This is a genomic window from Bradyrhizobium sp. S3.7.6 (genome assembly GCF_054061875.1).
On the sequence record NZ_JBSSEQ010000001.1, the window covers coordinates 669079 to 683130 of the forward strand.

The window sequence follows — 14052 nt, forward strand, 5'->3', positions numbered from 1 at the left end:
AGTGTCAATAACTTTTCCAACATCTCCGTCGACAGTTATCCGTCATTGATTCGCAAGCCGAGCGATTTGGCGCTCGGCTCATTTGGCGACCTTATTGCAAAGCTGAAAATCGAACGACCCGAAAATCTCGCGAAGGCGGTTTCAGTGGGCTGCAACGCTGCGACGCGCCATCACCCGCTACAGGTCCGCCGTGGTCGTCCTCGAGGAACGACGTGGCACGTGATCACCTACACCAAGCGTCAGTCTCCCTGACAATTTTCGTTAGAGTGTCCCGCGGTTCAGGCATATTGCTCTAACTTGATCAGCGTAGCAGTCTCTCCGTCTGGCTCACAAATGACGGAGCATCCCATGACTAAGATGTCACTGCCGCGAAGCCTCATGCTATTGGGAATCATGCTCTCGCCAGAGCCCTCCGCCGCTATCGAAAAACTCAACTGTCCTTTCAATTTTACCAGCAGCGATCCCTCAAAGCTTGAAAGAATGAAGGCCCTTCTTCCCGACGCTGACGCGATGGGAAGTCTCGGCCGGCTCAACTCGACTATCGATACTCTACGTCGGGACGGTATGGCAAAGAGTCAGATTGTAAGTCATCTTGTCGGCGCTTACTGCCTGATCGTCGCTCAAGAAAGCTCGCAGACTGATGCAGAAAAAGCTGCAAAGGTTCGGCGCTTCGCTGGGCAAATCACGCAGTTGGTCTACAGCTTGGAAAGCGGGCTGGACGTCATTGTCAACGTTCCACTTGCGCCGGATGTCGTCGACGCGCTCAATGCCACCGCACGCAAGCAGGGTCTATCGAGTTCTGCATGGATCGCAATGACTGTAGAAAATGCTCTGCAGCAATAATAAGTTTACCTTACAATATGTCACCCGATTTAGTAGCGGAGCGCGACTGATCTGAGCCACTGCCGGGGCTTTACAAATAAAGCGGCCTGAGCGCTTCATGGCAGGAAGCAAGGTTCATGGGGCGGGATCGACGAAGAAGCAACCAAGCGGATCGAACCAATATGAATCCCATTCCATTTGTGATGCTCTGCCTCTCCCTGATCGTGAATCCGGCATTGGCGCAGCAGCCTTCTCAGCAGCCATCCGCAACGACGGCCGCAAGGCAGTCGTCAGCTGAACCGGCATTTGACAGGCTACTCGGCCGCTGGGTACGTCTCCAGGGAGGTTACGTGATCACCATCCGAGCTGTTGACGCGGACGGCAAACTCGACGCGAGCTACGCAAATCCGAGACCATTGCCTTTTCATGTCGCGGTCGCGAGCAGGGACGGTAACGCGCTCAAATTGCTCTTCGAGTTGCGCGCCGCCGGTTACAACGGCTCGACCTACACGCTCAATTATGACGCGGCCAACGACCGGCTGAACGGCGTCTTTGATCAGGTGGTCGCCAAACAGAGGTTCGATGTCGTATTCGCTCGCGATAAATCATGACGCAATTGCCATTCTGATGAAGCTCGACGTGGTTCGCTTAGATCGAGCGAGCTCATGACGTTTAATCATCGGTCAACACCTGATGGCGTCCGCACCTGCAGGCCTTCAAACTCTCGATAGACCGTTAACTTCTTGGCCAATGACGCCTTCGATGGCCACCTAAGTATACCCTCCCGCGTCCGCCGAGTGCGGGACGTTCCAGTGCGCCGCCTTGCAAAGGCGTCGATACAACCAGAAGCGGCGCCCGACGCGGTAGAGTCAGAGTTAGGCGTTGGAGCGCGTTCCTAGAGTCAGGCTGTTGAGTTATTTGAGTCAGAGAATTATTTTACGGCACGTCGAGTGACCCTTGATTCTATTGCGAAATTTCGGGCGACTGTGTCAAAGTTATTTGTGTGGAGACACATTCACGAAGGGGCGTCATGCCCGGGATTGTCCCAGGGCACGTTCTTCGTGCATCGGGGCAAAGGCGTGGATGGCCGGGACAGGCGAGCGGAAGCGACGCCGTCCTTTGGACGGCTATGCTCGGCCATGACGCTGTGGAAACACCGCCGATGAACCCGACCAGCGGCCATCACGACGAAATGGCGTGAACCCATCGGCCCGTTCTGGCCGGGAAACGTCGCGGCCATGACCAGTTCCGCAACTGCCAGCCCTGTCCTCCCCTCTCGCCGTCTCGGCGTGATCGGTAGCATCGTCGGTGTGCTGGCGCTGATCGCGGCCGTGTTGCCGCATTGGGTCATACCCGCGATCTACCCGCCGCCGCCGGCCGACAAAGTGATTGTCGACACCGGCCACCGCCTGAAGGATCGCATGATCGCGCGGGTCAAGGGCGTCGAGTATCAGGCGCCGCCACGCGAGAAGTCGACGGGAAGCCAGCTGAGGGAGGCATCCTCGATCGGCGCGATCTCGCTCGGCCTGCTCGCCATCCTGTTCTCCGTGCTCGCGCTCGTGTTTCGCGAGGAGAGGCTTCTGGCGGGCGTCGCGGCCGCGCTCGGCAGCGGCGCCATCGCCATCGAGATATCGTTCCTCGCCATGGGCGTCCTGATGCTGATCGTCGTCCTTTATGTGGTGGCGAACAACATCGGCCTGTTCTAGGGCCGCTTGCCGCAAGCTCCGATCCTCATCCTTGTAACTTCAAGGTCGCCGGGCGGGATAGAATGGCTCGCGCGGTGGCGGACGGGAGACCGGCTCATCCTGGGGCATTGAAGCCCGCTCCTCAGCACGGGACAGAGGAGCCCGCGAAGCGGGCGTCTCGAAGGATGGTCGCAAGCGAGATGTCCGGGCCTTCATGGTTCGAGACGCGCGTTCCGCGCTCCTCACCATGAGGGGCTAGCAGCCTCTTCGGGGCTAACAGGCTGGCTCTAACCGCAGCGAGCACAATTGCTCCCGCGCTCAATTCTCTGTAGTTTCCGCCCGAAACACCCCACCCAACAGGACAGCGAGAACCCCGTGGCGCCCATCCAGTACATTGTCGAGGGCGGTCACCGGCTCTCGGGCTCGATCGAGCCGTCCGGCAACAAGAATTCGGCGCTGCCGATCATCGCCGCCGCCCTGCTCACCGAGCATCCGGTGACGCTGGAGAACGTGCCGCGGATCCGCGACACCGAGACGCTGGTCGAGCTGATCCGCTCGGTCGGCGCGGCGGCGGAATGGACCGCCCGCAATACGCTGCACATCCACGCCAAGAGCATCCGCGCCGCCGACCTCGACCCCGAGCTCTGCGTCCGTATCCGCGCCTCGATCCTGCTCGCAGGCCCCCTGCTCGCCCGCTGCGGCGAAGTGATGCTGCCGCCGCCCGGCGGCGACGTCATCGGCCGCCGCCGCCTGGACACCCATGTGCTCGCGCTCGAACAACTGGGCGCCAAGGTCACCGCCACCGACCGGCTCGAATTCCGCGCGGCAAAGCTTGCCGGTGCTGACGTGTTTCTGGACGAGCCGAGCGTCACCGCAACCGAAAACGCGCTGGTCGCGGCGGTCGCCGCCGACGGCGTCACCCATTTGCGCAACGCGGCCTCCGAGCCGCATGTGCAGGACCTCGCCAATTTCCTGGTCGCGCTCGGCGCGCGAATCGAGGGCATCGGCACCAACACCATGATCGTGCATGGACCGGCGACGCTGGGCGCCACGACCTACCGGATCCAGCCCGACCATATCGAAGTCGGCTCGCTGATCGGGCTTGCGGCCGTCACGCGCTCCCCGCTTCGCATCGTGCGCGCCGGCGTCGAGCATCTGCGCTCGATCCGCATGGGGTTCGAGCGGCTCGGCATCGTCTGCCGCATCGAGGGTGATGATCTCATCGTGCCCTCGAACCAGACGCTGAAGATCCAGGACGATTTCGGCGGCCACGTGCCGAAGCTGGAAGATCAGCCCTGGCCGGCCTTCCCGGCCGATCTGATGTCGATCGCGATCGTCACTGCCACGCAATGCGACGGCGTGATCCTGATGTTCGAGAAGATGTTCGAATCGCGGATGTTCTTCGTCGACAAGCTGATCGCCATGGGCGCGCGAATTGTTCTCTGTGATCCGCATCGCGCCATCATCGCCGGCCCCAGCCGCCTGCGTGGCGCATCGATGATCTCGCCCGACATCCGCGCCGGCATGGCGATGCTGCTCGCCGCGGTCTGCGCCGAGGGCACCTCCACGATCAACAACGCCGACCAGATCGAGCGCGGCTACGAGCGCATCGACGAACGCCTGAACGCGCTCGGCGCCAAGATCAGGCGCGTGCCTGAAAGGAAGGGCTGAGAAGTTCTCTCCGCGCCACAGTATCGTAGGGTGGGCAAAGCGTAGCGTGCCCACCGCTTCTGTTGCCGCGTTGGACTGATGGTGGGCACGGCGCAAGCGCGCCTTTGCCCACCCTACGGTTCCTGAGAGCCGCGCCCTTGGCTCCCGGGTCCCGGCTCGCGCTTCGCGCGTCCGGGACACGAGAGCTGGGCCATGTTTTCGACGTGCGGCTGTGCTATTGCAACCGCCATGCTCGACACCGTCCAGCCTCGTCCGCAGCCGCAAGCCGGCGTGCCGCAAAACCATCTCGCCGAAGAGTTCGTCGAGACGCTGCGGCTGGCCGTGCCGATGATGCTGACGCAGCTCGGGCAGATCGCGATGATCACGACCGATCTCGCGCTGATCGGGCGGCTCGGCGAGGATGCGGTCGCGGCCGCCGCGCTGGCGCACACCGTCTATTTCGTCAGTTTCACCTTCGGGCTCGGATTGATGGCCGCGGTGTCGCCGCTGGCCGCGCAGGCGTTCGGCGCCGGCGACGTCAAGCGCATCCGCCGCTCCCTGCGCGCCGGCCTGTGGATCGCACTCCTGATCTCGCTGCCGATGATGGCCTCGCCGCTCTATGGCGAGCGCATCCTGCTGGCGCTCGGACAGGCGCCGCAATCGGCCGCGCTCGCGCAGCGCTATCTGAACGGGCTGGCCTGGGGCATCGCGCCGGCGCTCGGCTTCATCGCGTTGCGCAGCATGATGAGCGCGGTGAACCGGCCGCAGCCGCCGCTGTGGATCACCGTTGCAGCGATCCCCGCCAACGCGGCGCTGGTCTATTGCCTGATCCACGGCCTGTTCGGCCTGCCGGAGCTCGGCCTGTTCGGCGCGGGGCTCGCGACCACGCTCGTCAATCTCGGCACCTTCCTCGCCGTGCTCGCCATCGCCGCATGGCGAAAGCCATTCGCGGACTACCGCCCGCTCGCCCATCTGTGGCGGATCGACTGGCCCCTGATGCGCCAGCTCATCGCGGTCGGTGCGCCGATCTCGTTTTCCCTGCTGCTGGAATATGGTCTGTTCTCGTCCGCCGCGCTGCTGATGGGATTGATCTCGACCACGGCGCTTGCCGCGCACCAGATCGCGCTCCAGGTCACCGCCGTGCTGTTCATGGTCCCGCTTGGCATCGGCATGGCGGCGACGGTCCGCGTCGGCCATGCTTTCGGCCGCGACGACCCGGCCGCGGTGAGGCGAGCGGGCCTCGTCGCGGCGGTGCTTGGCGTAGCGCTGGTCTCGGCCCTGACCGTTGCCATCATCCTCGGCCGCTACGCGCTCGGACGGCTGTTCTTCGGGAGCAGCGAGGCCAGCGCGGCCACCGTCGAGCTGACGGCGACCCTGCTGCTGGTCGGAGCGACCTTCTTCATCGCCGACGGCCTCCAGACCATCATGGCCGGCGCGCTGCGCGGCATCAACGATACCAGGATGACGTTGCTGTTCGCGGCGATCGGCTATTGGTGCGTCGCCTTTCCCATCGCCTGGGTGCTGGCCTTCAATGCCGGGCTCGGCGCGGTCGGCGTCTGGATCGGGTTCTCGACCGGCACGTTCGTCTATGCTGGCCTCCTGATCTTGCGCTTCCGCATGCTGACGCGCAGACTGGCGGGATGATCGGGATCATGGAGCCGGTGCAATGACCCTGTCCGTCGATCTCTTCTACTCCTACCGCAGTCCCTTCAGCTATCTGGCGCTGCCGAAGACGCTCAAGCTCGTCGAAGAGTACGATCTCGCGGTGAATTTGCGGCCGGTCTATCCGCTCGCCGTCCGCGTGCCCGGCTTCTTCAAGAAGGCCAGTCCGAACTTCATTCGCTATGTGGTGCTCGACAGCACGCGCGTGGCGCAGCACGAGGGCATCCCGTTCCGCTTTCCGAGGCCCGATCCGATCGTGCAGGACAAGACGACGTTCGATGTTGCGGCCGAGCAGCCCTACATCCACCGCCTGACCCGGCTGGGTGCGATGGCGCAGCTCGAAGGCCGCTCGCTCGCATTCACCGATGCGATCGCGCGCGTGCTGTGGGACGGCTCGGTGGCGGGCTGGAACGAAGGCGATCACCTCGCGCGCGCCACTGAAGCGGCCGGCTTCGATCTCGCCGCGATGGATGAAGCGATCAGTGCCGACCCCGATCGCTACGAGCGGGTGATCGCCGAGAACGAAAAGGACCATGCCGCCTCCGGCCATTGGGGCGTGCCGACCTTCGTGTTCGAGAACGAGCCGTTCTTCGGCCAGGACCGCATCGACCTGCTGCTCTGGCGCATGGTGGCTAAGGGCCTGAAAAAGCGCTGACCGTTGTTTAGGACGCGTTTTCTTCACGCGAACCGCTATCCGCTTCGCTCGAAAACGCTCTTGCCGGCCGGCATGAACCGGTTTCCCTGAAACTGCGACTGAGACGTGGCGCCCCGATCCCGGCGGCGCGTTCGGAGGGTCGCATGTATCTGGCAAAGTTCTTCCACCGCGCACCCGGCGATGACGATCGCGAGCTGATGCTGGTCCCGGGCAGCGATCCCATGGTGATCGGCATTCATATGAACTGGAAGGGCGAGCCCGACGCGAACGAATTCCTGCGCGAGGAATTTCCTGATATCGCCGGCGCCGCAGCGGCTTTCCGCCGCCATGTCGCCAAGCTGGTCGCAGCCGGCTATGTCGAGACGGATCATACCAACTACACGCTGCGCGACCTCGGTCCCAATCCGCGAGCCAAGCCGGACTGGCAGAAGGGGCTCGATGAGCTGATGATCCTGGCGCTCAGCGCGCCGATGGCCGAGCAGGCCGCGCAGCTCGACGCGCTCAAGGGCACTCCGGCCGAACATGAGCCGTTGTATCTCTGGCTCGCCGCTCATCACGGCAAGGCCGCAGGCGAAGATTTTACGCAGACCCTGCGCTTTGCCGAACAGGCGCGTGACGCGCTCCGCGCACGGCGGGCTGCGGGACAGTCGCATTACGCCTGGTCCATGTACGAAGGCGACCTTGAAGGTCGCATCCTCGAATTGCTCAGCGACGTCTATCTTCTCGCGGAAAATCCGGTCGCGGCGCTCGCGACGATCGAGCATCTCTGCAAGATCGCTCCGAACCATGATCGCATTCTCCAGCGTGCCGAGATTCTTTGCGGCTTCTTTCCGGAGCGACGGGAGGAAGCCTTTGACGATGCCTATCAATGGTCACGGTTCGGCGGCTACGATGTCATCACGCTGTTTCCCGGCTACGCCGAATATGAAGCCCGGCGCAAGGCAGGCACGACCGCAAAGGGCTGGCGCTGGAAGCCCGGCACGCCGGCCAGCGAAGCGGATGTCAGCGCGGCAGAGCAGGCCATCGATGTCAAACTGCCCGACGATTATCGCAATTTCCTGCTGAGCCGCGGCGAGACCGAGCTGCTGGTACGGCTGCCTGAATCGTCCTCCGAGCTACGCTTCTACGCACCGGACGAGCTGGCCACGCAGCTGCGCAACGTCCTCGACTTCATTGCTCATTCCGAGGACGAGCTCGAAGAGGCCTGCGCCTATTTCCGCAAGGAGTATGGCGTGTCGCTGAAACACCTGGTGCCCATCGCCGAGCCATCACAGCTCAGTCGCTGCCTGCTGCTCCATGTCGAGCCGGGCGAGCGACATGGCCAGTGCTTTCAGTGGGACCATGACGGCGCATGGGAGTTGGAGCAGAAGCAGCCCGGCTTCGATGTCGCGCTGAAGGCGCTGACCGACGGCATCGAGCAGCGCGACGCGGCAGCGCTCGCTTTCTTCGACCTCTAAAGAATCACTCCGCCACGCGCGCGGACTTGTCGGTCGAAGCCTCTGACCATTCGCCGACGACGCGATCGAGATCGCAGAGATTCTGGTGCATCTGCTCCAGCGAGAAGCCGATGGCAAAGAAGCGCTCGGCGGTGTCGCCGGGCTGGCCGCGGATCAGGCCGTCATGACGGACGGCGGCGACGGCCTCGGCATAATGCTGGAGCGCGACGTGGACCGGATGGATCGCCGGCGCGCCGGCGCCCTCGCGCAGCGCCGCGGCGGCGGAGCGAAGGAATCGCGCGATCACGGTCGAGACTTCCGTCAGCGGGGCTGCAAGCCGCATCTGCACCTCGGCCGGCAGCGGCACCACCGTGGCACGGCCGATCATCACGACGTCATGGCGCAGCCGCAGCACGGTGCGCAGCAGCGGGCCGGTGTCGGGGCCGCTCGACAGTCGCACGGAGCGTTCACGCTCGGCTTCGGCGCCGATCGCGTTCATGCCCACCATTGCCGTGCCGATGCCGTCCTGGATCCGGTGCAGCGCGTCGTTGTCGCGGCCGCGCGTGAGCCCCGCGAGCAGTTCGGTGAAGGCATCCGCGATCAGTTCGAGCAGCGTGGCCGCGCTGGCGCGGATCTGCCGCACGGCGCGGGACGGCAGCACTAGGAATGAGACCAGCAGGCCAGTGATGGCGCCCACCCCGACCTCGCTGACGCGGTCGATCGCCGACGCCAGGGGATCTGAATGATGCATGGTCGGAACCAGCAGCACGATGATCGCGGTCACCGTGGCGGCGTTGAGGCTTGGGTTGATCGCGGCCACGAAGGCGAGCGGCGCGACCGCCAGCACCAGCAGCCCCAACAGGCCCGCCTCGGTGGAATAAGGGATCAGGATCGCGATGGCGCCGCCATAGATGGCGCCGCCGATCGTGCCGAGCACGTAGTCGCGCGTCGCCTTCAGCGAGCGGCCGACGCTCATCTGGGTCACGATCAGCGAGGTCAGCACGGCCCAGAGCGGCAATAGCAGATGCAGCGCGGTGGCGATCGCATAGGCCGCCACTGCGGCCACCGTGACCCGGATCGCCAGCCCCAACTGCGTGCGCCGTGATCGGATCCGGTCGAACATTTGTCTTGCGAATGCCATCGTCGAATGTCCCGGTCCGATCCTCTTGGAGCCTGCCAAAAGCATGGCTGATGCCCGCGGCCCCAAGGCCGCTTGAAAGGCCAAATCAGCCCGCCTAACTTGCGCGCCAAAACGAGGAAACACGATGGCTCACGAAACCGCAACGCTCGCCGCTTATGTCGTCAATCTGAAATACCAGGATATTCCGGCGGAAGTGCTGAATCGCGCCAAGGTGCTGACGCTGGACTTCCTCGGCAGCGCCATCCGGGCCCGCAGCGAGGCGGAATCCACCCCCTCGATCCTGAAGATGCTGGAAGCGCTCGCGCTCGACACCAAGGGCGAGTCCACCGTGTTCGGCGACAGCAAGACCTGGACGCCGGCGGTCGCGGCACTGCTCAACGGCGCGCTCGGCCATTCCCTCGATTTCGACGATACGCACGCGGATTCCTCGCTGCATCCGAGCGCGCCGGTGGTTCCGGCCGCCTTCGCCGTCGGCGAGATGGTCGGCGCGTCGGGCCGCGACGTGCTGACCGCGATCGTCGCGGGCTATGAGGTCTGCTGCCGGCTCGGCAACGCGCTCGACCCGACCTCGCATTACGCGCGCGGCTTCCACCCGACCGCGACCGCCGGCACCTATGGCGCGGCGGCCGCCGCGGGCAAACTGTTCGGCCTGTCCGAGCAACAGATCATCGCCGCCTTCGGCGTCTCCGGCAGCCAGGCCGCGGGCTCGCTGCAATTCCTGGTCAACGGCGCCTGGAACAAGCGCTACCAGGTCGGCGCCGCCGCGATGAATGGCGTGATCGCCGCGACGCTGGCGCGCAACGATTTCGTCGGCGCGAGCGAATCGGTCGAGGGCAAGCACGGCCTGCTCGCCGGCTACACCGACAACGCGCATCCGGACAAGGCGGTCGCCGGGCTCGGCAAGACCTATGAGACGATGAAGATCGGCGTGAAGCCGTATCCGAGCTGCCGCTACACCCATGCGGCGATCGACGCGCTGATCGCGATGCGGCGCGAGCACAATCTGACGCCCGACCAGGTCAAGCGCGTCGAGATCGGCCTGCATCGGAACGGCATCACCTTGACCGGCGATGTCGCGACCAAGCGGCATCCCACCTCGATCGTCGGCGGCCAGTTCTCGATGTTCTTCACCGGTGCGCTCGCGCTCGACCAGGGCTCGTTCGGCTGGGACGATTACAACCGCCTTGGTGACGCCGCCATCGACGCGCTCGCCGACAAGTTCGACGTGGTGCAGGACGATCGGCTCGAGGTCGGCCGCACCCACCCGTTCGGCGCGCGCGTCAGCATCACGACAGACGATGGCGTGCATGAGCGGCTCTATGCCGATCCCTCGGGCGAGCCGAATTCGTTCCCCGACGCGCAGGCGATGCAGCAGAAGTTTCTGACGCTGGCGCGCCCGGTGCTGAACGCGCGCGCGGAGAAGTTTGCGGACGCGATCATGACACTGGAGCGGTTCGACCGCGTGGCGAAAGCCACGGAGCTGGGGAGGTAGGAGCTGCTTACCCTCCCCTGGAGGGGGAGGGTCGGCTCATATAGAGCGCAGCGAAATATGAGACGGGGTGGGGTGACGGTCCCTCCGCATTCAACAGTGCCCGTGCGGAGGGTTCACCCCACCCCGCTCGCGCTGCGCGCGATCGACCCTCCCCCTCCAGGGGAGGGTAAGAGACAGCGCTCTGCTGCTGTCATCAATCCACCCCCGCCATTTTCCCCTTCTCGCGCGTCACCGCCACCACATCCCGCACCAGATCGAACACGCCATCCGCTTCCGGCGGCCAGTTGGACGAGCGGCCCAGCCGCACGATCACCAGACGCTCCGAGGGAATGATGATCGTGTACTGCCCGATCGTGCCCTTGGCGAAAAACGCATCGCGCGGCCAGCCGTGCTCCACGCGGAAATTCGCGCCAAAGCTGTCGCCCCGGTTGGTCCAGAAGCCGGCGCCGATGCCGACCAAGGCATTCGGCGTGGCTGACGCCGCGTAATTCACCCAGCCCTCGGGGAGGATACGCTTGCCGCCGGCGACGCCGTCATTGAGATAGAGCTGACCGAAGCGCGCCCAGTCGCGCGCGGAGGCCAGCATCTCGCTCGATCCCTCGATCGTGCCGGCGCCGTCGAGCTGGAGCGTGACGTGGCGCATGCCGAGCGGCGCGAACAATTCACGGCGCGCGAAGCGCAGCGCGTCCGCGGGGCTGCCGCCGGAAGCATTGCGGATCAGATGCGCGAGCATGATGGTGTTGCCGTCGTGATAATTCCACACCGCGCCCGGCGCGGTGGCAAGCGGCATGCTCGCGGCATAGGCGGCCATGTCGTCCTCGATGAATTTCATGCGATTGACCGGCTCGAAGGCGGAGCCGAGCGAAGCCTGCAGCGAGCTGCCGAGCGCGAGGCCCGCGGTGTGCCGCAGCAGCTGGTCGACGGTGATGGCGTGGCGCGGATCATCCGGATTTGTCCACGCCGCGACCGGCGCGGGCCCGTCGAGCTTCAGCTTGCCCTGGCGCACGAGAATGCCTGTTAGCGCCGAGATCACCGACTTCGTCATGGAGAAGCCGAGCAGCGGCGTCTCGGGCCCGACACCATCCGCATAACGCTCGGCGATGACGCGGCCTGACTTCATGACGACGATGGCGCGGGTGCGGCGGGCGGGCGGTTGCGCGGGTTCGGTGAAGGCGCGATCGAGTGCGGCCGACAGCTCCGGGCTTTGTGGCGGCACGATCGAGGGTCCCGCGATCTCGGGGAGCAATGCGGGCTGCTTGTCGTCGGCCGGCGGCGCGACGTCGGCGATATCAGCGCCGTGCTCGAGCGTACAGCCCAGCCCCTCGCGATAGACGGCATGGCTACGGCCGAGGCCGAACAGCGTCACGGTGACGTCCTTGCGCACCCGGTCGATCCGGTAGTCCATCGCCCAGGTGATCAGGCCCGAGCCCGGCATCGCGTCGGTGGTCTCGGTGAAGGTGCGCTGCGGATCGAGGCCGGAGATAAATGTCTCGGCGCAGAGGATGTCGGCGAGGAAGCCGGTGGCGACCTGCGGCGCGTTGCGCGCGCGAGCGGCGCCGAATGCGAGGCCAATACAGGCGACGGCGGTGGTCAGGAGGATGATCTTGCGGCGGCGGGTCACGGGCTTTCTCCGGCTGGGGCGTGTGCCGGGAGGAAGCCGGAGTGGGCGGAGGAGTGCTCGCCGGATTTGGAAAATAGACTGGCTGAAACTGAACCGGGCTGGTCGATTCTGGAATTTCGGCGTGATTGGAAAGGGTTAGAACTTACGCCGCACTCACCTTGAGCCGCCGGTATTCCGTCGGCGTCACGCCCGTCACCGCCTTGAAGGCGCGGTTGAAGGGACCGAGCGATTGGAAGCCGGCGTCCATCGCGATGGTGATGACGGGGACCTCGGCCTGGGCGGGATCGGCGAGCGCCGCCTTGGCTTCCTCGATCCGGTGGTTGTTCAGGAACACATTGAAATTGCGGTAGCCGAGCCGCTGGTTGATCAGCCGGCGCAGCCTGTATTCGGGAATTTTCAGCCGGCCCGCCAGCACGCCGATGGTGATGTTCTCCTGGCGATAGACCCGCTCATCCGCCATCAGGCGCATCAGGGCGTCGATCAGCTTCTGGTCGGCGGCTTCATCGGTGGCTGTGGGATGGCTCAGAATGACCGCTGGCGTGACGCCCGCGTTCGCCGGAAACAGGTCCGCACCATCGACGCGCATCATCGCGTAGGCGATGGCCGCAACGACGCAGGCCAGCACGCCGGCATTGATGGTGTTGGCGACATCGCCGACGTCACTGCCGGCAACGGCAATCTGGAGCAGCGCGTTCAGTCCGCCATAGAGCGCGGCGGCGCAGACGATGAAGACGCGGGCACGCCGCCGGCGCTCGACCAGATCCGCCGGCCACGACGCGATCGTCTGCCCTACCGCGAGCGCGATGAAGCCGAGCACGATCAGGTTCACCACGGTGACGGAGAACCGCACATGGCCGCCCGGCGCGATCCAGACGCACCCGGCGAAGCTGAAGGCCGTCACCAGTCCCCAGACCAGCCCATGCCACCAGCGCAGGCGAAAATCGTCGTCGAACAGCGCGCGCGTGAACAGCCAGAACACCACGATATTGCCGGTCGACAGTGCGATCAGCGGCGCATGCCAGGCCGGCACTAGCGACGTCACGCCGACCGAATAGCTCACCGCGTGCGCGGCCGAGCCGAGCGCGAAGGCGGCGCCGAGGCGAGCCGCCAGCACGTTGCGGAAGTCCGAGAACAACGATGCCGCCAACACCAACAGCAGCGCCACGGCGCCGGCGCGAAAGGCAAGTTCGAGATTGGCAAGCAGCATCCGGTCGACCCGATCGCGCACGCACGCGCGTGACGCGAACCTAGTTCAAATCAAAGACCGATTCAATTTCGCCGGGTCCACGCGGCGCGCGACGTGATCCAGGCGTCGGCCGGCTTGCCGAACAGATCGATTTCGCGCTCCTTCCGGGCGCCCAGGCTGCGCGCCACGCCCTGCGACGGCGTATTCGTGCTCTCGATACAGTGCATGATCTCGTCGATCTCAAAGCTGTCAAACACCCAGTCGATCGATGCGCTGGCCGCTTCCACCGCATAACCTTTGCCGCGGAAATCCCTGGCGATGCCCCAACCGACCTCGAAGCCGGGCCAGCCCGGCGGGCACCACGGACCAACCCGCCCGATGTAGCTGCCGCTCGATTTCTCCTCGACCGCAAACATGCCGAAGCCGTGGAGCGCCCAGTGTCCGGAGATCACGGCCGCGTTACGCCAGCCGGCAATCTCGGTCGTGACCGGCTTGCCGTCGGCGGCGATGAAGCGGGCGGTGCCGGGGTCGGACAACATCGCGGCATTCGGCGCAATGTCGCTGGCGCGCCATGGCCGCAGGATCAAATGTTCCGTCTCGATTCGGGGGCCTGTGACCTCGAGCAGCCTGGCGCCTGGCTTGAGCGGTGGGATCATCGGTCTTCTCCCGTTCCCGACATTGTTCTGTTACGATCATACCAGC

At 65.0% G+C, this 14052-nt stretch carries 12 protein-coding genes; 8 read left to right on the forward strand and 4 right to left on the reverse strand.

The features are described 5' to 3' along the window. Window positions 1-348 precede the first annotated feature (348 nt). The 7 genes from ACVJ5M_RS03175 to ACVJ5M_RS03205 all read left to right on the forward strand — a co-directional run bounded on the left by ACVJ5M_RS03175 (window position 349) and on the right by ACVJ5M_RS03205 (window position 7931). Window positions 349-843, forward strand: coding sequence for a hypothetical protein (locus ACVJ5M_RS03175; protein WP_187387846.1), 495 nt, complete (start codon window positions 349-351; stop codon window positions 841-843). A gap of 161 nt (window positions 844-1004) precedes the next feature. Beyond that, complete coding sequence (locus ACVJ5M_RS03180) at window positions 1005-1433, forward strand: hypothetical protein (RefSeq protein ID WP_199877118.1); 429 nt, start codon at window positions 1005-1007, stop codon at window positions 1431-1433. Between the two features lie 627 nt (window positions 1434-2060). Further along, on the forward strand, window positions 2061-2528 hold the full coding sequence (locus tag ACVJ5M_RS03185; RefSeq protein WP_063980106.1) for a hypothetical protein: 468 nt from the start codon (window positions 2061-2063) through the stop codon (window positions 2526-2528). 354 nt (window positions 2529-2882) lie between these two features. Beyond that, window positions 2883-4178: a UDP-N-acetylglucosamine 1-carboxyvinyltransferase gene (gene murA / locus ACVJ5M_RS03190; protein WP_014491005.1), complete on the forward strand. Its 1296-nt coding sequence runs from the start codon at window positions 2883-2885 to the stop codon at window positions 4176-4178. 228 nt (window positions 4179-4406) lie between these two features. Beyond that, window positions 4407-5801, forward strand: a complete 1395-nt coding sequence (locus ACVJ5M_RS03195; RefSeq protein WP_063980107.1) for an MATE family efflux transporter — start codon at window positions 4407-4409, stop codon at window positions 5799-5801. A 22-nt stretch (window positions 5802-5823) separates the two neighbouring features. Next, on the forward strand, window positions 5824-6474 hold the full coding sequence (locus ACVJ5M_RS03200; protein ID WP_063980108.1) for a 2-hydroxychromene-2-carboxylate isomerase: 651 nt from the start codon (window positions 5824-5826) through the stop codon (window positions 6472-6474). 143 nt (window positions 6475-6617) lie between these two features. Then, the gene (locus ACVJ5M_RS03205) at window positions 6618-7931 is read left to right on the forward strand and encodes an SMI1/KNR4 family protein (protein ID WP_283017884.1); all 1314 of its coding nucleotides are present in this window, start codon (window positions 6618-6620) and stop codon (window positions 7929-7931) included. Window positions 7932-7935: 4 nt separating this feature from the next. Here the strand turns inward: ACVJ5M_RS03205 and ACVJ5M_RS03210 are convergent, their stop codons facing one another. Continuing rightward, window positions 7936-9051 (reverse strand): FUSC family protein, encoded by a 1116-nt coding sequence (locus tag ACVJ5M_RS03210; protein ID WP_063980110.1) that lies wholly within the window; start codon window positions 9049-9051, stop codon window positions 7936-7938. A 124-nt stretch (window positions 9052-9175) separates the two neighbouring features. Here ACVJ5M_RS03210 and ACVJ5M_RS03215 point away from each other — a divergent pair, with 124 nt between their 5' ends. Then, window positions 9176-10543 (forward strand): MmgE/PrpD family protein, encoded by a 1368-nt coding sequence (locus ACVJ5M_RS03215; protein WP_063980111.1) that lies wholly within the window; start codon window positions 9176-9178, stop codon window positions 10541-10543. A gap of 193 nt (window positions 10544-10736) precedes the next feature. Here ACVJ5M_RS03215 and ACVJ5M_RS03220 read toward each other — a convergent pair whose 3' ends face one another. From ACVJ5M_RS03220 to ACVJ5M_RS03230, 3 genes are all read right to left on the reverse strand, one after another. Then, complete coding sequence (locus tag ACVJ5M_RS03220) at window positions 10737-12164, reverse strand: serine hydrolase domain-containing protein (RefSeq protein ID WP_063980112.1); 1428 nt, start codon at window positions 12162-12164, stop codon at window positions 10737-10739. Between the two features lie 142 nt (window positions 12165-12306). After that, window positions 12307-13371 (reverse strand): helix-turn-helix domain-containing protein, encoded by a 1065-nt coding sequence (locus tag ACVJ5M_RS03225; protein ID WP_063985955.1) that lies wholly within the window; start codon window positions 13369-13371, stop codon window positions 12307-12309. A 62-nt stretch (window positions 13372-13433) separates the two neighbouring features. Then, the gene (locus ACVJ5M_RS03230) at window positions 13434-14006 is read right to left on the reverse strand and encodes a GNAT family N-acetyltransferase (RefSeq protein ID WP_063980113.1); all 573 of its coding nucleotides are present in this window, start codon (window positions 14004-14006) and stop codon (window positions 13434-13436) included. Window positions 14007-14052: the final 46 nt, after the last annotated feature.